Genomic DNA, 19,417 nt, shown 5'->3' on the forward strand with positions numbered 1-19,417 from the left:
AGCGTGATTTCGGCCAAAAGCAGATAACGTTTTTGCGTGAAATGGTCGTCTGAGGCGGCTCGCCTCACATATGGCTGTCTTCTTCCTCGACCAGAATCTCGCGCTTGCCGGCGTGGTTGGCGGGTCCGACGATGCCTTCCAGTTCCATGCGCTCCATCAGCGATGCGGCCCGGTTATAGCCGATTTGCAGGCGGCGCTGGATGTAGCTGGTCGAGGCCTTGCGGTCGCGTTTGACGATGGCAACGGCCTGCGAGAACAGATCGCCGCCGCCGTCCGCACCCATGCCGGAGGCGTCGAACACCGCGCCATCCTCGTCCTCGGTGGGCTCTTCGGCGGTAACGGCTTCGAGATATTCCGGCTGGCCCTGCGTCTTGAGGTGGCGCACCACCTTCTCGACTTCCTCGTCCGACGCGAAAGGTCCGTGCACGCGGCTGATGCGACCGCCGCCGGCCATGTAGAGCATGTCGCCCTGGCCGAGCAGCTGCTCGGCGCCCATCTCGCCCAAAATGGTGCGGCTGTCGATCTTGGACGTCACCTGGAAGGCGATGCGGGTCGGGAAGTTCGCCTTGATGGTGCCGGTGATGACGTCGACCGACGGCCGCTGCGTCGCGAGGATCACGTGCAGGCCGGCGGCGCGCGCCATCTGCGCGAGGCGCTGCACCGCGCCTTCGATGTCCTTGCCGGCAACCATCATCAGATCGGCCATTTCGTCGACGATGATGACGATGTAGGGCAACGGGTCGAGCGAGAGTTTCTCTTCCTCGTAGATCGCCTTGCCGGTCTCCTTGTCGAAGCCGGTGTGCACCGTGCGGGTGGGCTCTTCGCCCTTGGCCTTCAATTCGAGCAGGCGCGTGTTGTAGCCGTCGATGTTGCGCACACCGAGCTTGGCCATGTTCTTGTAGCGCTCTTCCATCTCGCGCACGGCCCATTTCAGCGCGACCACCGCCTTCTTCGGGTCGGTCACGACCGGCGTGAGCAGGTGTGGAATGCCGTCATAGACGGAGAGTTCGAGCATCTTCGGATCGACCATGATCAGTCGGCACTGGTCCGGGCGCAGCCGATAGACCAGGCTGAGGATCATGGTGTTGATGGCGACCGACTTGCCCGAGCCGGTGGTGCCGGCGATCAGCATGTGCGGCGTGCGTGCGAGGTCGATGATGACGGGGTCGCCGCCAATGGTCTTGCCGAGGCAGAGCGGCAGCTTCGCGACCGTGTCGATGGTTTCCTTGGCCACCAGCAGCTCGCGCAAATAGACTTTTTCGCGATGCGCGTTCGGCAGCTCGATACCGATGGCATTGCGGCCCGGCACGACGGCGACACGCGCCGACAGCGCACTCATCGAACGGGCGATGTCGTCGGCCAAGCCGATCACGCGCGACGACTTGATGCCCGGCGCCGGCTCCAGTTCGTACAGCGTGACGACGGGACCCGGATTGGCTTTCGCGATGTCGCCGCGCACGCCGAAATCCTGCAGCACGCCTTCGAGTGCGCGCGAATTGGCTTCCAGCTCGGCCTTGCTGAGAGGCTGGCGATCGCCGGCCTTGGGGGCGGCCAGTACGGACACGGACGGAAGCTCGAACTTGTCGGAGGATTTCCTGGAAGCGGCCTTCGGCGCAGCCTTTTTGCGCGGGGCGCGCGCGGCCGGCTCCTCCTCTTCTTCCTCCTCGTCCTCTTCTTCGTGATCGTCGTCGTGGTGCTCGTCTTCGGACTGCGGCGAGATCGACGGTGCGGCGCGGCCGCCACCGAGATTCGGCTCATGGCGGCTGAACGCAACGGCCTTGGTCTTCGGTCCGCTCGAGACCAGCGAGCGGTAGGCGGCGCCGAGCAGCCAAATCAGCCGTGCCTTCGTGCTCATCAGTGCGTGGAACAGCCAGCCCAGCGACACCGAACCGCGATCGCTGTCCTCGTCCTGGTCGAGCGGCTTGTCGTCATCCTCGATCTCCGCGAGCTCGTCGTCATGCTCGCGCGCGCCGAGGCCGCAGGCGATCAGGAAGGTCGCCGCCATCGCGGCGAACAGGATCGTGCCCAGCACCATGCGATAGATCGTGCCCGGCGGTCCGAAAATCACCGCGGGCGCGCGCACCAGGGCATCGCCGACCACGCCGCCGAGGCCGGTCGGCAGCGGCCAGGCGCCGCCATGCGGCCAGCAGCTGACGAAGCCTGCCGCGATCACCGTGCAGAGAATCCAGGAGCCGAGCCGCAGCGCCTCGCGGGGGTCGAACGGACGATGGGTCAGCATGCGCCAGCCCCAGACCGCGACGGTCAGGACCAGCATGATCGCGCCGAGCCCGAGGATCTGCATCGCAAGGTCGGCGCCGATCGCGCCGGCATAGCCGAGAATGTTGCGGATCGGCCGCGAGGTCGCGTGGCTGAGGCTCGGATCCTGCACCGACCAGGTCATCAGCGCCGCCGAGGCGACGCCCGACAAGGTGATCAGGCCGAGACCGCTGAGCTCGCGCACACGCCGCGCCAGCCCCTCGCGGATCGACGGCGGCAGATGGCCGACCAAGGGAATGACACGTTCGATTGCCGACATGCTCATGGGCTCCGCCTAACCCAGAGTCTCGACCAGACGGTGCAGAGCCTGCGCCGTGGTCTCGCCATCCTGCACCAGCGCAAGGCGAATGTAGCCTGCACCGGGATTGAAGCCGTCGGGCTGGAGCCGCGCCAGATAGCTGCCGGGCACCACGCGCACGCCTGCTTCCGTGAAGAGTTTTAGACACACAGACACGTCGTCGCCGATTTCGGACGTGTTGAGCCAGACGCAGAAGCCGGCATCGGGCCTGCGATAATCGTAACGATTGCCGATGATCTGGTCGGCGAGATCGAACTTGATCCGGTAAAGCCTGCGATTCTCCTCGACATGCGCCTCGTCGCTGTAAGCAACTGTCGCGACATGCTGGAGCGGAACCGGCACCTGCGGTGCCGCAATGTTGCGCAGCTCGAGGAACATGCCGATGAACTTTTTGTCGCCGGCGGCAAAACCGACGCGCATGCCCGGCAGGTTGGAGCGCTTCGACAGCGACTGGAACGCGACCACGCGGGTGAAGTCGGGGCCGGCGCATTCCAGCGCACTGCCCGGCGCCTCGCGGGTGTAGATTTCCGAATAGCACTCGTCGCTGAGGATCACGAAGCCGTAGCGATCGGCGAGGCTCTTCAGGCGCGTGAAATAATCGCGCGACGCGACCGAGCCCTGCGGATTGGCGGGTGACGCCAGATAGAACGCCACCGTGCGCGCCAGCGTCGCCTCGTCGATCGCGTCGAGATCGGGCAGAAAACCGTTCTCGACCGTGGTCGGCAGAAAGATTGGCTCGCAAGCGGCGGCGCCGGCGCCCGCGCCATAGACCGGATAGAACGGGTTCGGCATCAGGATGGCGGGTTTGCCGGGACGCGGGCCGACATAGCGCGCGGCCGCGATCGCGGCGAGGAACAGCCCCTCGCGGCTGCCATTGAGGACGAGAATCTCGCTCTCGGGGTCGAGCGGCCGCGGCAGCTTGAAGCGCGACGACAGCCAGGCGCCCGCCGCCTTGCGGAACGGGTCGGTGCCCTTGTTCGCGGGGTAACGGCCGAAATCGGCGATGTGCTTGGCCAGCACCGGGCCGACGAAGTCCGGCACCGGATGCTGCGGTTCGCCGACCGCAAGCGAAATCAAGGGCTTGCCGGGTTGATGCGGCGCCAGCAGCTCGTTCAGCCGAACGAAGGGCGAGCGTTCGGTATCTGAGCTTCCACCGGCCTGCGGCGCGCGGGATGAAGCGGTCATAGCCATTCTGGGCGCCAGCACTCTTGGAACTGCCGGTCGCATGGATACGCCGGCGGGAAGCGGTTCAGTTCACCATAGATAGGGCGAGGTTAAGAGGCGATTAACCATCGGTCGCCGCCCCCGTCCAGAGCAGGAATAATGCGGCCGGATAATAACGGGATATGCAATGGCCTCGCAGGCGCGGACCGCGGCAAGCAACCCAAGCAACCGATGCGCCGGACCTCTCAGCGACCCCGGCGGCGCCTAATGACCCGGCAGCTTCTCGAATGTCGCCATGCCCGCGGGGATCGCGTGAAACTCCTGCTTGTCGCAGATGTAGATCGCCATCTGCGGATGGAACTGTTTTGGCTCGTCCAGCGTACCGACCTTCACGATCGTCGCCGGCAGTCCCGGCACTTTCGTCACCAGATGCGTGCCGCATTCGGCGCAGAATTCGCGCGTGACGGCGCGCTCGAGGTCCTTGCGCGTGAACTGCTTGGGCTGCCCGGCGATGTAGCTGAAGCCGGCCGCCGGCATCGCGATGAAGGTGTTGGGCGCGCCGCCCGAGATGTACTGGCACTCGCGGCAATGACACTGGGCCTGCATCATCGGGTCGCCCTCGGCGACATAGCGCACTTCGCCGCAATAGCATCTGCCTTCCAAACGCATGACGACCTCCCGATTGTTGTTTCTTGTGGTTGATATTTCTGCGCCGGCTGCCTGGAATGGCAATCTTTTTCTTTCGCCTGGACGGACCAAGACAGACCGCCTGCAGCCGGTTCGTGCACTATCTCTTGGCAAGTCCGCAGCCGTTGAATCCCCGGCCGCGCCAGCACCCGCTGCTCATGCACTCGGCTTCCAGCCGTGGACAAGCGGTTGAAGCGCAATCCGCGCGGCCGCCCATACTGACGCATGCCGTGGCGCACCTGCTTCGCATGAACGAACAGCTCATGCCACTTCCGGTCTGCCGCGGTTGCCCTGCTCCGGCCTGATCTGGCGGCAGCACGGCCGTCTTGTCCTCGCGCTTGGGCGCCCGCTTCGAATCAGGTTGGCCCGGACTTGCAGCGGGGCTCTGTGTCGTCAGCTTGGAGAGTTCCATCCGACACGGTCGGCTGGTCTCGGTGCGGACGCCGGCGCCGGTGGTTCCTTTCAGCTCGAGTGCGAGCTTGTACTGATAGGGCGCGCCGGCGGTGCGGCGCAGCGGATCATTCTCGCCAATCAGCCCGCTGACGGTGACCGTCGCGCTGCCGTCCGCTTCGATCTTCCCGTCATAGATTGTCGCACCGGGCTTGCCCTCTTCCCCGGAGAGAGTGTGCAGCACGCCATCCTTGACGCGCAGCGCATACTGGAAATAGGCCTCGGGAAATGGAGGCTTGTTGTCGCAAGTCTCCTTCGCGATCCAGGTTCCATCGAACGCGGTTACGCGCTTGGCGGCGTCCGCTGGTTTCGCCAAGGTCTCAATGCGTGATTTCGCCAGATCTGCGAAGGCGCAGGCCGGGAATCGTACGAGGTGATCCTTGAATGCCGCGAGCGTTCCCAGCGCTTCCGCGCTGCGCCAATGGTCTCCGGCCTCCGCGCAGGGATCGACCTGGGGCGTCGCAGGCGACAACGCCGCCGTCTCGGGCTTGCCGTTCAGGTAGAACTCGCCGAAGAACGACAGCGACAGCTCCGGCACTTGCGAGCCTTTGGAGCGCTGGTAGACGCCGGCGCTGATCGTCTGAAATACCGTGTTGACGTTGCCCTTGTCGCCGATGTGCTCCAGGAACGCGCTGGTATACGGGCTGTTGCGGCCGCTGCCGTCGTCGGCGGTCCGGCCGGCCTGTGTTGCATAGGAAATGATGGTGCCCTCGGGACTTTCCATCTTGGCGAGGCCGCGTGAGACGGTGACGCCGCGGCCCTGTCCGACGTTTCGCCGCAACTCGTCGGCAAATGGATTGTCGCGGCAGGCGTCGAGCACGAGGATGCGCAGGTTCTTGGCCTGCTGCAGATCCGCCAGGATCTCGTCTGCACGCACCAGGCGGCGCAGATCGACCTCGTCGCGAACGACGGCATCGACAGGCACCAGATAGTTGACGCCGGCGAACTGAAGGGCGTGCCCGCTGTAATAGAACAGGGCCACGTCGGCGCCGCGGGCCTCGCGCGCGAAGCGAAGAACGGTCTCCTGCATAGCGGCCTGATCGAGATCGGTCGCGATGAGAGGATCGAATCCCGATCGCTTCAGGGCCGCTCCAACGTCGGCGGCATCATTGATCGGATTGGGCAGCGCGGGAACGTTCCTGTAGGCGCTGTTTCCGATCACCAGCGCGACCCGCTTATCGGCCTGGGCTTCCAAAACGGACAGGACGAGCAGCCATGAACACAATGCAAGGCGAATGAACAGGCGCATGAGATAAGCCCCAATCCGCCCATGATATTCCTCAACGCCGATACAAAGCAATTTGTGCGGGCCTCCGCGAGGACAAAAAGAAAGGGGCTCCAACTTGCGCTGGAGCCCCTCAACGGTCGGGACATTGCCGGGTATGTGCCCCGAACCGTAGTTGTGGGCGCGGCCCCCGAGGAGGCCGCGCCCGGGAGGAGACTTACATGTTGTAAGCGCGCTCGGTGTGCTCGGTGATGTCGAGGCCTTCCCGCTCGCTCTCGACATTGGCGCGCAGGCCAACGATCACATCGACGACCTTGTAGAGGATCGCCGAACCGATGCCCGACCACACCAGCGTGGTGCCGACGGCCTTGAGCTGGGCGATCATCTGCACTGCGAAGTCGTAGTCGGCCACCTTCGGCGGGATCGCGGTGTAGTCCATGATCCCGGCGCCGCCGAGAGCAGGATTGACCAGGATGCCGGTGCCGAGGGCGCCGACGATGCCGCCGACGCAGTGCACGCCGAACACGTCGAGCGAGTCATCGTAGCCGAGCGCGTTCTTTACGACGGTGCAGAAGAACAGGCAGACCACGCCGACCACGAGGCCGAGGACGATCGCACCCATCACGCCGGAGAAGCCGGCGGCAGGCGTGACGGCCACGAGACCCGCGACAGCGCCGGAGATGACGCCGAGCACCGACGGGTGACCCTTGATGATCCACTCCGCGAACATCCACGACAGCGCGGCGGCTGCAGTAGCGACGAAGGAGTTGGTCATGGCGAGGGCTGCGCCGCCGTTGGCTTCGAGGTTGGAGCCGGCGTTGAAGCCGAACCAGCCGACCCAGAGCAGCGAGGCGCCGATCATCGACATGGTCAGCGAGTGCGGGGCCATCAGCTCCTTGCCGTAACCGACGCGCTTGCCGATCAGCAGAGCGCCGACGAGCCCTGCGATGCCGGCGTTGATGTGCACCACGGTGCCGCCTGCGAAGTCGATCGCGCCCGCCTTGAAGATCCAGCCGGCGTCGGCGTTGATCTCGTCGAGCTTGGCCTGCGCCGCGGTCTTGGCCGCCGCGTCAGTGGCAGCAGCGAGCGCCTTGGCTGCGTCCTGGATCATGTCCGGGCCGGGCCAGTACCAGACCATGTGTGCGATCGGGAAGTAGATCAGCGTCACCCAGAGCGGGATGAAGAGCGCGATTGCAGCGAACCTCATGCGCTCGGCGAAGGCGCCGACGATCAGGGCGGGCGTGATCGCCGCGAAGGTCATCTGGAAGCACATATAGATGAGCTCCGAGATGTTGGCGTCGACCGAGAAGGTCGCAGCCTTCGAATCGGTGGTGACGCCCATCATGAAGGCCTTGGAGAAGCCGCCGATGAAGTCGGAGCCGCCGGTGAAGGTGAGGCTGTAGCCGTACACAGCCCAGATCACGGTGACGACGCAGACGGTGTAGAACACCTGCATCAGGACGGAGAGCATGTTCTTGGAGCGGACGAGGCCGCCGTAGAACAGCGCGAGGCCGGGGATCGTCATCAACAGCACGAGCACTGTCGATGTCAGCATCCAGGCGTTGTCTCCCTTGTTGACCGTTGGCTCGGCATAGGCTGCGGTCGCAGCGAACATGCCGACTGCGAGAGCCGCCAATCCCGCGCCGTAGGGACGCTTAAACGTCATTGTATTCACTCCTGATTGGTAAAGGTTGAGCGCGAAATCAGAGGGCCGCTGCATCGGCCTCGCCGGTGCGGATCCGAACCGCATGGTCGAGATTGATGACGAAGATCTTGCCGTCGCCGATCTGTCCGGTTTTCGCGGCGGACGTGATGGCATCGATGGTCTTGTCGACCTGGTCGGAGGCGACAGCGACCTCGATCTTGATCTTGGGCAGGAAGCTCACGGCATATTCGGCGCCGCGATAGATTTCCGTATGGCCCTTCTGGCGGCCATACCCCTTGACTTCCGTCACCGTGAGACCGTGAACGCCGATGGCGGTCAGGGCGTCACGGACTTCTTCCAGCTTGAATGGCTTGATAATCGCCATAACAATTTTCATGGGTCCTATCCCCGCTTGGCCCGGTCCGGACATGGCCGGGCGTTTCTCGACTGGTTCGCCACGAGGGAGAAAGTTCACTACGCGGGCACAGCCAGGACCCATAGAATCAAATGCCGTGCCAGATCGGGCGCGTTGGCTAACGGACTATGAAAACGGGTGTTTTCGCGTTTGGCGCGTATCGCGCTGCAGTGCGCTATTACGTCGCGCTCAATACCTGATCATGCCTGATTAAAATAAAGGCACGACAGGCTGCCGACACAATGGTGCTCACGCGTCGGGCAGCAGAAAGGTAATTTAGTAAGGCGGGCGCCTGTTGCAGGGCTTCTCGTGCTGCGAAATATCGGGCCCCTCGCACTTGTGCTCACGGGAAACGCAACCGGCCAACCAGCTTGGGCGGGTCGAGGCTTGCCGGACGGTAGCCGGCAGAGACCATCAGGCAGCGTCGCGCTCTGCAAAAACCCTATCGATCAGTCCCCAGTCGACCCCTTGCTGTGCGGTCATGAAGTGGTCGCGGTCCAAGGTTCGTTCCACGTCCTGCTCAGGGCGCCCGCAATGCTGCGCATAGAGCCGGATGATGCGCCGCTTGGTTTCCTGCATTTCGTTGGCATGGATCAGGATGTCGGACGCCTGGCCCTGAAAGCCGCCGAGCGGCTGATGCACGTGAAGGCTCGCATTGGGCAGCGCGGCGCGGTGACCGGGTTCGCCAGCCATCAGCAGGAACGAGCCCATGGAGCGCGCGGTGCCCATGCACAGCGTGTGGACCGGCGCCTTGATGAACTGCATGGTGTCGTACATCGCGAGGCCGCTGGTGACCACGCCGCCATAGGAATTGATGTAGAGATTGATCGGCCTGTTCGGATTCTCCGCCTCCAGAAACAAGAGCTGCGCGCAGACCAGTCCGGACATCGCGTCATTGACCTCGCCGTTGAGGAAGATGATGCGCTCGCGCAGGAGCCGCGAATAGATGTCGAAGGATCGCTCGCCGCGGGCGGATTGTTCGACGACCATAGGGACGAGCTGAAGCATGTCGCGCATCGGCGACCTCCATTTCTGCAGGTGATGAAGGGGTGTTGGTGTTAGGCGGCCGCGCGCATCAGGCAGCTATTGCTGTTGGCCGGCTGCGGCAGCTTCATACGGATATCGCAGGCTTGCTGGATGATGCGGAAGCGGGTGCCGCCGTCCTCGTTCGGTTCGATCCGGAAGATGACGTGGCTTTCGCGAAACGGCGGTTCGGAATCGCGAAGCCGGTAGCGCACCTCCTGGCCCGGGATCGATGATTCAGGCTCGGTGCCCGCAAGATCGCAATCCGGCAGCCAGCGCTCGCGCAAAGCCGGAATGGTCACCGCGCGCCAAACCTTGGCCGGCGGCGCATCGAATTCATATTCGAGCACGAGCGCTGCGTCGGAGGGATCAGGCTTCACGGCGTCACTCATTGATCCATATCCTTCAAGAGATCGGCGAGGGCATCCATGCGTTTCGGCCAATAGGCGCGGTAGCGCGCAAGCCAGGCCCCGATAGCGACGATTCCTTCGGGATCGACTTCGTAATTCACAAAGCGGCCCTGGCGCTGTTCGCGCACCAAGCCTGCCCCGCGCAGCACCGCAAGATGCTGTGACATCGCCGGTTGGCTGATCTCCAATCCATCGCGCAAAGCGCTCGCATTCAGGCTTCCGCCGGCAAGCTTCTCAAAGACCTTGCGGCGGGTCGGGTCGGCCAGCGCCTTGAAGATATCGGCTTCGATCATGGCAACACATAAGCATACGCTTATGTGTTGCGCAAGCCCCCGATTACTGCAGCGCCTCGCCGTGCTGCGAAATGTCCAGTCCTTCGAGCTCGTGCTCGCGGGATACGCGCAAGGGCACGAACAGGCTGACCAGCTTGAGCAGGACAAAGCTCACACCCGCCGACCAGACGAAGGTGACGGCGACCCCACCGAGCTGGATCAGCAGCTGTTGCGGATGGCCTTCAAGCAGGCCGGCGGTGCCGCCGATCGCGCTGGTTGCGAACACGCCGGCCAGCAGGGTGCCGGTCATCCCGCCGATGCCGTGGACGCCGAACACGTCGAGCGATATCGTCATAGTCGAAGCGGTGCTTCAGCCAGGTGCAGGCCCAGTAGCAGACGAGGCCTGCGATCACGCCGATGACGATACCGTGCCAGGGCGCCACGAATCCCGAGGCCGGCGTGATGGTGCCGAGGCCGGCCACCGCGCCTGAGATCATGCCGAGCACGGAAGGCTTGCGCCGCGTCGACCATTCGATCGCGGCCCAGGTCAGCGCGCCGGAGCAGGCTGCGAGATGGGTCGCGATGATCGCCAGCACCGCGCGCGAATTGGCCGCGCCTGCCGAGCCGCCGTTGAAGCCGAACCAGCCGACCCACAACAGGCCGGTGCCCATCACCGCAAGCGACAGATCGAACGGCGAAAGATTTTCAGTGCCGTAGCCATGACGGCGTCCCATCACCTTCGCGGCGACGAGGCCAGCGGTGCCGGCCGACAGATGCACCACGAGGCCGCCGGCGAAATCCAGCACGCCCATGCCGGCGAGGAAGCCGCCGCCCCACACCCAATGCGCCAGCGGAATGTAGACGAAGATGAACCAGGCGACGGAGAACAGCAGATAGGCGGAGAACCGCATCCGGTCGGCGACCGCGCCCGCGACCAGCGCCACCGTGATGATCGCAAACGTCATCTGGTACAGCATGAACAGCGCTTCCGGGATCGTCTTCGCCGCCGGGTTGACGCTGTCCATGGTCATGCCGGCGAGGAACCAGCGGTCGAGCGTGCCGATCCACGGGCCGTCGCCGACGAAGCACAGCGAATAGCCGAACGCGACCCAGAGAATGGAGATGATCGTCACCGCGGCGAGGCTTTGCGCCATGGTGGCGAGCACGTTCTTCTTGCGCACCATGCCGGAATAGAACAGCGCGAGCCCCGGGATCGTCATCATCAGCACCAGCGCGGTGGCGACGATCATCCAGGCGGTGTCGGCGGTGTTGATCTCGGAGCCTGCGGCGCGCGCCGGCGAAGCCATGATCGACACAAACCCGATCGGCGCGGCCATAGCAGCCGCGCGGCGCAACAATCCCGCCATGTCGATTTCCCCCAGCATAGTGATTGCGTCGCACGCTGTGGCGTCGTTGCCCGGTGCGATCTAGATAAGAGTTAGTCCCTGTCTCACCGCACTCCACCCTCATCCTGAGGAGCCCGCGACAAGCGGGCGTCTCGAAGGACGGCCGCGGGCGAGTGCCGGGCCTTCATGGTTCGCCCGGCGATGCAAAGCATCGTCCGGAAACGCGTTCCGCGCTCCTCACCCTGAGGGTCTTCAGAGCGCGTCGGTGTCGGTTTCGCCGGTGCGGATGCGGATCGCGTGATCGATCGGCGTGACGAAGATCTTGCCGTCGCCGATCTGGCCGGTGCGCGCCGTCGCGGTGATCACGGCGACGGCCTTCTCGGCGATATCGGAGGCCACCGCGATCTCGATCCGGAGCTTGGGCAGGAAGTTCACGACATATTCGGCGCCGCGATAGATTTCGGTGTGGCCCTTCTGACGGCCATAGCCCTTCACCTCGGTCACGGTCATGCCGTGGACGCCGATCGCCGTCAGGGCCTGACGGACCTCATCGAGCTTGAAGGGTTTGATGATCGCGACGACGAGTTTCATGGTCAGGCCTATTCCCCGGGGATGCGCCGCGCCGTATGTCCCCGGCGCTGCGTCAATCTGGCATCTTTCCGGGCAAATGGCATAAAAAACTTGCAGATTGAAGCGGAAAAACGTGGAGCCATGTGAACGGCCGCCTCTGTACAGGGCAGCCGTTCATCCTCCACAATGCGTTTTTGGCATGGATGCGGTGAACCCAAGCGTCCCGGCCGGTACATAAGTATGTTTGAGGGGGGACGCATCATGGCGAATTGGTTCTACGCATCCGAGGGCAAGCAGCAGGGGCCCTATCCGGAAGGGCAATTCCGCGACCTGGCCGCGCAAGGAATCGTGCGCCCGGATACGCTGGTGTGGTCGGAGGGCATGGCCGGCTGGCAGAAGGCCGCCGAAATCCCCGGCCTGATCGGCGGCGGCGGCGGTGCGCCCCCGATGATGCCGGCCGGTGGACCGCCGATGATGGGCTCCGGCGGTTATGCTGGCGGTGGCGGCGGCGGATCGCTGACGGTCGATTTCGGCATCCTCGACTTCACCTGGCGCAGCATCGTGATGCTGATCGGCATGTGCTTCATCATCCCGGTGCCGTGGGTGTTCGTCTGGTACACAAAATGGATCGTGTCCTGCGTGCAGGTCCCCGGACGGCCCAATCTCAGCTTCACCGGCAATGCGATGGCGCTGGTGCCCTGGTATTTCGGATTCATCGTTCTGGCGATCGTGATCGGCTACATCGGCGTCCCGTTGCTGAGCAATTTGATATTCATCGCCCAGATCGTTCTCTACTGGCTCCTGATCAAATGGATGGTCGCGAACCTCGCCTCCAACGGGCAGCCGCTCGGCCTGAGCTTCACCGGCACGGTCTGGGCCTATGTCGGCTGGAGCCTGCTGTTTGCAATCTCCATCATCACCATCATCGGCTGGGCCTGGGTCGCCGCGGCTCAGATGCGCTGGTTCTGCCGCAGCATCGAAGGCACGCGGCGCGAGATCGTCTTCAACGGCAGCGGTCTCGGGATTCTCTGGCGGGGCATCGTGGCCGCATTCCTGTGCGGCTTCATCATCCCGATCCCCTGGGTGTATCGCTGGATCATGAACTGGTTCGCCTCGGAGACTGTCCTGGCTCCGCGAGGATCGCTCCGGGCATGACGTCGAGAGCCATAGGCGCGATCAATCGCGCTTATGCCTCTGGGGTTTTCCGTTCGCGCACGGAGCCTTCCTGCGCGACGGAGGCGACCAGCGTGCCATCGGCCTTGAAGATCGAGCCGCGGGTCAAGCCGCGGCCGCCTCGCGCGTTCGGCGAGTCCTGTGCGTAGAGCAGCCATTCGTCCGCGCGGAACGGACGGTGAAACCACATCGCGTGGTCGAGGCTCGCGGGCATCATGCGCTTGTCGAACAGGGTACGGCCGTAGCGTGCCATGATCGCGTCGAGCAGCGAAAAGTCCGACGCATAGGCCAGCGCGCACATGTGCAGCGCCGGATCGTCCGGCAGCGTCGCTGCGGTCTTGATCCAGACATGGATGCGGCCGTCCTCGATCTTCTGTCCGAAATAGCGGCCGAGCTCGACCGGGCGCAGCTCGATCGGACGGTCGGATTCATAGTAGCGGCGGATGAACTCCGGCATCTCCTTGAACATCGGCTGCTTCGCCACCTCCTCCGCGGTCAGCTTTTCCGGTGGCGGCACATCGGGCATCTTGTCCTGGTGATCGAAGGCGCTCTCCTCCTCGGCATGGAACGACACCATGACCGAGAAGATCGCGTTGCCGTGCTGGATCGCGGTGACGCGGCGCGTCGAGTAGCTCTTGCCGTCGCGCAGGCGCTCGACCTGGTAGATGATCGGGATCTGCGGATCGCCCGGCAGGATGAAATAGCAGTGCAGCGAATGCGGCAGCCGGCCCTCCACGGTCCGGCAGGCCGCGACCATCGCCTGTCCGATCACCTGGCCGCCGAACACCCGCTGCCAGCTGGTCTTGGGGCTGTTGCCGCGGAACAAGTTCACCTCGAGCTGTTCGAGGTCGAGGATCGAAATGAGGTCGATCAGGCTTTTGGACATGGTGGTGCTTTCAAAATGCCTCGTCATTCCGAGTTGGTGCTTGTGCGCGCCCCGGAATGACAGCTCGGGCCGTTCCGCCCTTGTTTCACCGCACTGTTTCGCCCACCTCAAGTCTGCTAGCAAGACCAGGATTTGGCCGGGAATTGGGTATGTCAGGACAGGGTAGCATTGTCATCGGTGGCGGCGCGTTTGCGGGCCTTGCGCTGGCCCTGGCGCTGCGCCAGGGGCTCGGCCCCGAGATCCCCGTCATCGTCGCCGACCCCGCGCTCTCCACACGTCCGAGCCGAGACCCGCGCGCGACCGCGATCGTGGCGGCCTGCCGCCGCCTGTTCGAGACGATCGGCGCCTGGGACGACGTCAGGGGCGAGGCGCAGCCGATCCTCGACATGGTCGTTACCGATTCAAAACTGGAAGACGCCACCCGTCCGGCGTTCCTCAACTTTGCCGGCGACGTCGCGCCGGGCGAGCCGTTCGCGCATATGGTCGAGAACCGCCGCCTGATCGATGCGCTGGTGGTGCGCGCCGAGGCCGAGGGCATCGATCTCCGCGCGACCACCGTGTCGTCTTACGACGCGCGTTCCGAGGGCATCGACGTGACGCTCGGTGACGGCAGTGTCATTGCGGCGAGCCTCCTGGTTGCGGCCGACGGTGCGAAGTCGAAACTGCGCGAGCGCGCCGGCATCGCCACCCATGGCTGGGAATATGACCAGTCCGGCATCGTCGTCACCGTCGGGCATGAGCGCGATCACGAGGGCCGCGCCGAAGAGCACTTTCTGCCCGCGGGTCCGTTCGCGATTCTGCCGCTTTCCGGCAAGCGCTCCTCGCTGGTGTGGACCGAGCGCCGCAGCGAAGCCGCGCGCATCATTGCCTTGAGCGACGAGGAATTTCACGGCGAGCTCGAGCGACGCTTCGGCCTGCAGCTCGGTGAGGTGAAGGCGCTCGACAAGCCGCGTGCGTTCCCGCTGTCCTATTTCGTCGCGCGCTCCTTCATCGCCCAGCGTCTCGCGCTGGTCGGAGATTCCGCGCACGTCATCCACCCGATCGCGGGCCAGGGTCTCAACATGGGGCTGAAGGACGTCGCTGCGCTGGCCGAGGTCGTGGTCGATGCCGCGCGGCTCGGCATGGATATCGGCGGCGCCGACGTGCTCGAACGTTACCAGCGCTGGCGGCGCTTCGACACCATGGCGATGGGCGTTGCCACCAACTCGCTGAACTTCCTGTTCTCCAACCAGTCGACGCTGCTGCGCACGGTGCGCGACATCGGCCTCGGCCTCGTCGACCGCGCCCCGCCGCTGAAGAACCTCTTCATCCGCCAGGCCGCGGGTTTGACCGGTGAGATACCGCGGTTGTTGAAGGGCGAGGCGTTGTAGGATTTTCGTAGCTCCATCCGGCTACAAAACCCTCAATCGATCTTCCGCGCCTCTTCCGGCAGCATGATCGGGATGCCGTCGCGGATTGGATAAGCGAGCTTGGCGCTGCGCGAGATCAGCTCCTGCTTTGCAGAATCGAACTCCAGCGGGCCCTTGGTCAGCGGGCAGACCAGAATCTCCAGCAATTTGGGATCGACGCTGGGTTCGGGGCGTTCGGTGGGCGCGTTCATTTTTGTCTCCGACGATCGGTTGCCTCTAGCACAGAAAACCGCGGCCGCCCATTACGGTCCGCTAGGCCGATACCATCCGCAGGATCTCGTCGAGCAGGCCCTGGCGTCGTGCCGCCGGCATCGGCGTGCCCGACAAGGCAAAACCGAGAAAGGTCCAGTACAGAACCTGCGCCCGCGCCTGCGCTGTCGCGGGCGCAAGCCCCCGCTTCGAGAGCAGCGTCTCGATATAGTCCAGTCTGCGCCGGTCGATTGCGCGCACCGCCGATTGTGCCGCCGCATCGAAGGCCGCCCAGTTCCGCACCGCGCGCTCGAGGTCGAGCCGCGCGCCAAACGTCCTGCGCAGCAGCGCTTTCAGCGGCTCGTCACTGGCGGCTTCGACATCGGCGATGATCTGCTCGGCCGCGATCTCGCGCCAGCGCTTCAGGACAGTGGCGTGGAACGCGCCGAGATCGGCGAAATGCCAGTAGAAGCTGCCGCGCGAGACGCCCATGGCCTTGGCAAGCGGATCTGCCTTCAGGGCCGTGAAGCCGCTTTTAGCCAGCGCCTTCAGTCCCTCCTTGATCCAGTCGTCGGCAGAGAGCTGTTCGGTCATGTCGGGTTCCCCGGAGTTCGACCATACACTAGTGTATTGACAGGCAGCAGGCCAGCACTTATCTATCCATACATAGCTGTATGGATGAAGCCTTAGGGAGCCCCTGACCATGCGTGACCTCTTGCTCCAGTGCGCCGGCGTCCTGACCATTGTCGTCGCGCTCATCCATGGCATCCTCGGCGAGGCCAGGGTCTTTGCCCGCGCCCGCATCGAGCCGGAACGGCTCCGGACCCTGATCCGCCTGGTCTGGCAGGCCTCGACCGTCGCCTGGATCGGCGGCGGTGTGCTCCTGATCGCGGCGCCCTGGATGGAATCGGAGCCGGCGCGCCACTGGATCGTCGTCACCATGGCCGGTGTGTTCGGCTTCTCTGCCTTCGCCAACGCATGGGCCACGCGCGGCCGGCATTTCGGCTGGATGGCGCTCAGCACCGTCGTCGTCATCGCGGTTGCCGGCTACTGAGTACCAAAACGAGAAGTCACGCGTTACAGCGGAGAGCGGCGCCATGGAAAATCGTGTTCGCCTGACCATTGACGACGGTGTGGTTCATGTCCGGCTGAATCGTCCGGACAAGATGAACGCGCTCGATCCGGCGATGTTCGAGGCGATCATCGAGGCAGGTAGCAAACTTGCAAAACGCAGCGACGTTCACGCTGTCGTCCTCTCCGGCGAAGGCCGCGCCTTCTGCGCGGGGCTCGATCTGGACCGGCTTCTGGCCACGACGACCGGCGAGTCGTTGATCCCCTCGGTCGATCTGACGCGCCGAACCCACGGTCTGGCGAACTATGCCCAGCACCTCGTGTGGCTCTGGCGCGAGCTGCCCGTGCCTGTGCTGGCCGCAGTCCACGGCGTCGCCTTCGGCGGCGGCTTCCAGCTCGCGCTCGGCGCCGACCTCCGCTATCTCGCGCCTGACACGAAGCTCGCAATCATCGAGGCCAAATGGGGGTTGGTGCCGGATATGGGTGGCACGCAACTCATGCGCCGCCTCGCGCGCGAGGATGTCGTGCGCGAATTGACCTACACCGGCCGGGTGTTCTCGGCGCAGGATGCGCTTGCCTATGGCTTTGCCACGAAGCTCGCCGACGATCCCGTGAGGGCTGCGCTGGCAATCGCGCACGAGATTGCGGGCCGGAGCCCGGATGCGGTGCGCGCCGCCAAGCGGCTGCTCAATCTGGCCGCGACCTGCGACGTGGCCACGGGTCTCGCTGCCGAAACGGCCGAGCAGGCGGCACTGCTCGGTTCCGCCAATCACGTCGAGGCGGTCAGAAGCAATCTCGAAAACCGCACGCCGCGATGGTGTCACCCATGAGCGCAACACGAACGAACTTTGAAGCATGGCCCTGACACTCGTCACCGGCGTAACCGGCCATCTTGGCCGGGATATCGTCGATCGCCTCATTCGGGACGGACATCGGATCCGGGTTTTCGCGCGATCGCCTGCCGTGCGACCGGACGTCGAATGGGCAACCGGCGATCTCGCCACCGGCGTTGGGCTGCGCGAAGCGCTGCATGGTGTCGATACGGTCATCAACGCGGCGACCTGCTCGCCGATCGCGCGGCGCGGCGGTGTGCGGCCCGTGGACTTCTTCAGATCGCCCTCCGCCGTGGATGTCGAGGGAACGGAGCGGTTGCTGTCGCTATGCCGGGAGGCGTCGGTGCGGCACTTCCTTCACGTCTCGATCGTCGGCCTCGAAGAGGCGACCCTGCCGTATGCGCGGGTCAAGCTGGCCGGCGAGCGGCTGGTGCGTGCGTCGGCCCTGTCCTGGTCCGTGGTTCGCGCAATGCCGTTCTACTATCTGCTCGACAAGTTCCTCTCGGGCCTCGCCTGGCTTCCGCTCTGGCCGGTGCCGACCACGACGTTCGATCCCGTCGACGCTTCCGATGTGGCCGCTCATGTCGTGACTTGCGCGTTCGACGGGCTGCGCGGCGAGCGCACGGAGATCGGCGGCCCCGAAGCGCTCGATCTCGTTACCTTCGCCCGCCAATATCAGGATGCGAGGAAATTGCATCGAAGGATCCTGCCGATCGGCCTTTCGGATGCGAAGGCCCGGGGCATGGGTATTGTCGTCAGCCGCGGCGTGCGTGGACGTCTCTCGTGGTCGGATTGGCTGCGCGCAAACCGTGAGACGTAAGGCCGCAGTAGTCCGGCAAATGCGTGCTGCATACGGAGAGAACTGATCTTTTTCGGATCGTTAGAATAACTCTAAAGCCTGCCGGCGCTGAACCGGATTGACTTCATCATGTGCTTTGCTTCCTTCGGTCCCGCTTCGCCCCAGGCGCAGCGCCCACGACAGAGGAGGAGACGTTCGTGAAGGTCATTCGTGTTGTTGCCATTGCATTGACGATCGGGATTGGCGCGGGATCGGCGGCCATGGCTGACGGTTTCAAGGACTGCACCAAGCTCGACAAGGCGTCGTGGAAGCCGGCGAGCGAAGCCGAAGCCAAGGCCAAGGCGCTGGGCTACGAGGTGCGACGCTCCAAGATCGAAGGCTCCTGCTACGAGGTCTACGGCGTCAAGGAAGGCAAGCTTTACGAACTGTTCTACAGCCCCGAAGATCTCAGCCTCAAGCACACGATTGCGAAGTAGACCGCGCGAGATAGTCTGCGCGCAAATGGTCTGCGCAAAGTCACGCCTGAGGGTGGCCCTCGCTTGATTGAAGAACCGGTACCGGAAGCGCGCGGGGTGTCCAACCGGAGCCCCGCGGATCGAACCGCTTCGCGGACAGTCACGATCTGGGATCTCCCGCTGCGCCTCTGGCACTGGGCGCTCGCGGCTTGCGTTCTGGCCGCCTGGTTCACGCCCACCGTCTATGACGGACTTCACCGCATCGTCGGCTATGCGGTGCTCGGGCTTCTCGCCTTCCGTCTGGTCTGGGGTTTTTGGGGAAGCCGCTATTCGCGCTTCCGCATGGTCGGCGTCCGGCTTCGGGCCGCGCCGCGCTATCTCTGGAATCTGCGCCGCGGCGTCACCGGCCGCTATATCGGGCTCAATCCCGCCGGCACGTTGATGCTGGTGGCGCTGCTGGCCTCACTCGCGGTCTCGACGATATCAGGCGCGATGTCGGTGACCGTGACCTTCTTCGGCGTCTGGTGGGTCGAGGACACCCATCATTATTCATCGGACGCGGTCATCGTCCTGGTCGTGCTGCACGTCTTGGGCGTGCTGCTGATGGGCTTTCTTCAGCGCGAGAACCTGATCCGCGCGATGATCACCGGACGCAAGCGCATTCGCGGTCACCTCTAAATGTCCGTTGCGGATCTCGGCACAGGTTGTTCGCGGTCTGATGGCGCTACATCCTCCGCGCAAATGCTCGGCAAATCGAATTGCATAGATAGCGTTAACCTGCCGCTAAGCATGCAATCAGGAGTTGCACCAAATTAACGCG

Annotated in this window: 20 protein-coding genes and 1 pseudogene; 7 read left to right on the forward strand and 14 right to left on the reverse strand. The window is 64.3% G+C overall.

Going from position 1 to position 19,417, the window contains the following annotated elements; all coding sequences use genetic code 11:
• Positions 1 to 64: 64 nt before the first annotated feature.
• The 11 genes and pseudogenes from ACVWW3_RS31370 to ACVWW3_RS31420 form a co-directional block, all read right to left on the reverse strand.
• Positions 65 to 2,542, reverse strand: a complete 2,478-nt coding sequence (locus ACVWW3_RS31370; protein ID WP_456672249.1) for a DNA translocase FtsK — start codon at positions 2,540 to 2,542, stop codon at positions 65 to 67.
• Between the two features lie 9 nt (positions 2,543 to 2,551).
• Positions 2,552 to 3,766 (reverse strand): aminotransferase class I/II-fold pyridoxal phosphate-dependent enzyme, encoded by a 1,215-nt coding sequence (locus tag ACVWW3_RS31375; protein WP_456672250.1) that lies wholly within the window; start codon positions 3,764 to 3,766, stop codon positions 2,552 to 2,554.
• Positions 3,767 to 4,003: 237 nt separating this feature from the next.
• Positions 4,004 to 4,408, reverse strand: a complete 405-nt coding sequence (locus tag ACVWW3_RS31380; protein WP_456647613.1) for a GFA family protein — start codon at positions 4,406 to 4,408, stop codon at positions 4,004 to 4,006.
• A 118-nt stretch (positions 4,409 to 4,526) separates the two neighbouring features.
• Complete coding sequence (locus ACVWW3_RS31385; RefSeq protein WP_456647612.1) at positions 4,527 to 6,125, reverse strand: caspase family protein; 1,599 nt, start codon at positions 6,123 to 6,125, stop codon at positions 4,527 to 4,529.
• A gap of 193 nt (positions 6,126 to 6,318) precedes the next feature.
• Complete coding sequence (locus ACVWW3_RS31390; RefSeq protein ID WP_247352533.1) at positions 6,319 to 7,767, reverse strand: ammonium transporter; 1,449 nt, start codon at positions 7,765 to 7,767, stop codon at positions 6,319 to 6,321.
• 37 nt (positions 7,768 to 7,804) lie between these two features.
• A complete protein-coding gene (locus ACVWW3_RS31395) occupies positions 7,805 to 8,143 on the reverse strand; it encodes a P-II family nitrogen regulator (RefSeq protein ID WP_008142813.1) in 339 nt (112 codons plus the stop codon).
• A gap of 432 nt (positions 8,144 to 8,575) precedes the next feature.
• On the reverse strand, positions 8,576 to 9,178 hold the full coding sequence (locus ACVWW3_RS31400; protein ID WP_456647611.1) for an ATP-dependent Clp protease proteolytic subunit: 603 nt from the start codon (positions 9,176 to 9,178) through the stop codon (positions 8,576 to 8,578).
• Between the two features lie 41 nt (positions 9,179 to 9,219).
• Positions 9,220 to 9,576 carry an SRPBCC family protein gene (locus ACVWW3_RS31405; protein WP_456647610.1) on the reverse strand — a complete coding sequence of 119 codons (357 nt, stop codon included), beginning with the start codon at positions 9,574 to 9,576 and terminating at the stop codon, positions 9,220 to 9,222.
• Positions 9,573 to 9,887 (reverse strand): ArsR/SmtB family transcription factor, encoded by a 315-nt coding sequence (locus ACVWW3_RS31410; RefSeq protein WP_211394987.1) that lies wholly within the window; start codon positions 9,885 to 9,887, stop codon positions 9,573 to 9,575. The genes ACVWW3_RS31405 and ACVWW3_RS31410 overlap by 4 nt, the downstream gene beginning before the upstream one ends.
• Before the next feature lie 43 nt (positions 9,888 to 9,930).
• A pseudogene (locus ACVWW3_RS31415) lies at positions 9,931 to 11,233 on the reverse strand (ammonium transporter).
• Positions 11,234 to 11,464: 231 nt separating this feature from the next.
• Positions 11,465 to 11,803, reverse strand: a complete 339-nt coding sequence (locus ACVWW3_RS31420) for a P-II family nitrogen regulator (RefSeq protein WP_247352526.1) — start codon at positions 11,801 to 11,803, stop codon at positions 11,465 to 11,467.
• A 240-nt stretch (positions 11,804 to 12,043) separates the two neighbouring features.
• On the opposite strand from ACVWW3_RS31420, the gene ACVWW3_RS31425 reads away from it, so the two are divergent.
• Positions 12,044 to 12,937, forward strand: a complete 894-nt coding sequence (locus tag ACVWW3_RS31425; RefSeq protein ID WP_456647609.1) for a DUF4339 domain-containing protein — start codon at positions 12,044 to 12,046, stop codon at positions 12,935 to 12,937.
• Between the two features lie 31 nt (positions 12,938 to 12,968).
• On the opposite strand, the gene tesB is transcribed toward ACVWW3_RS31425, so the two are convergent.
• Positions 12,969 to 13,841, reverse strand: coding sequence for an acyl-CoA thioesterase II (tesB, locus tag ACVWW3_RS31430; protein WP_456647608.1), 873 nt, complete (start codon positions 13,839 to 13,841; stop codon positions 12,969 to 12,971).
• A gap of 149 nt (positions 13,842 to 13,990) precedes the next feature.
• On the opposite strand from tesB, the gene ACVWW3_RS31435 reads away from it, so the two are divergent.
• Positions 13,991 to 15,211, forward strand: coding sequence for a ubiquinone biosynthesis hydroxylase (locus ACVWW3_RS31435; RefSeq protein ID WP_456647607.1), 1,221 nt, complete (start codon positions 13,991 to 13,993; stop codon positions 15,209 to 15,211).
• A 32-nt stretch (positions 15,212 to 15,243) separates the two neighbouring features.
• Here ACVWW3_RS31435 and ACVWW3_RS31440 read toward each other — a convergent pair whose 3' ends face one another.
• Together ACVWW3_RS31440 and ACVWW3_RS31445 are read right to left on the reverse strand one after the other, a co-directional pair.
• Positions 15,244 to 15,441 carry a Trm112 family protein gene (locus ACVWW3_RS31440; protein WP_027535355.1) on the reverse strand — a complete coding sequence of 66 codons (198 nt, stop codon included), beginning with the start codon at positions 15,439 to 15,441 and terminating at the stop codon, positions 15,244 to 15,246.
• A gap of 61 nt (positions 15,442 to 15,502) precedes the next feature.
• The gene (locus ACVWW3_RS31445) at positions 15,503 to 16,033 is read right to left on the reverse strand and encodes a TetR/AcrR family transcriptional regulator (protein ID WP_456647606.1); all 531 of its coding nucleotides are present in this window, start codon (positions 16,031 to 16,033) and stop codon (positions 15,503 to 15,505) included.
• Between the two features lie 109 nt (positions 16,034 to 16,142).
• On the opposite strand from ACVWW3_RS31445, the gene ACVWW3_RS31450 reads away from it, so the two are divergent.
• From ACVWW3_RS31450 to ACVWW3_RS31470, 5 genes are all read left to right on the forward strand, one after another.
• Complete coding sequence (locus tag ACVWW3_RS31450; protein WP_247352517.1) at positions 16,143 to 16,493, forward strand: hypothetical protein; 351 nt, start codon at positions 16,143 to 16,145, stop codon at positions 16,491 to 16,493.
• A gap of 43 nt (positions 16,494 to 16,536) precedes the next feature.
• Positions 16,537 to 17,340: a crotonase/enoyl-CoA hydratase family protein gene (locus ACVWW3_RS31455; RefSeq protein WP_456647605.1), complete on the forward strand. Its 804-nt coding sequence runs from the start codon at positions 16,537 to 16,539 to the stop codon at positions 17,338 to 17,340.
• Positions 17,341 to 17,365: 25 nt separating this feature from the next.
• Positions 17,366 to 18,163: an SDR family oxidoreductase gene (locus ACVWW3_RS31460; protein WP_456647604.1), complete on the forward strand. Its 798-nt coding sequence runs from the start codon at positions 17,366 to 17,368 to the stop codon at positions 18,161 to 18,163.
• A gap of 176 nt (positions 18,164 to 18,339) precedes the next feature.
• Positions 18,340 to 18,618 carry a PepSY domain-containing protein gene (locus tag ACVWW3_RS31465; protein WP_247352511.1) on the forward strand — a complete coding sequence of 93 codons (279 nt, stop codon included), beginning with the start codon at positions 18,340 to 18,342 and terminating at the stop codon, positions 18,616 to 18,618.
• Positions 18,619 to 18,681: 63 nt separating this feature from the next.
• Complete coding sequence (locus tag ACVWW3_RS31470; RefSeq protein WP_456647603.1) at positions 18,682 to 19,275, forward strand: cytochrome b/b6 domain-containing protein; 594 nt, start codon at positions 18,682 to 18,684, stop codon at positions 19,273 to 19,275.
• Positions 19,276 to 19,417: the final 142 nt, after the last annotated feature.

The sequence above is a fragment of the Bradyrhizobium sp. LM2.9 genome, from assembly GCF_054056555.1.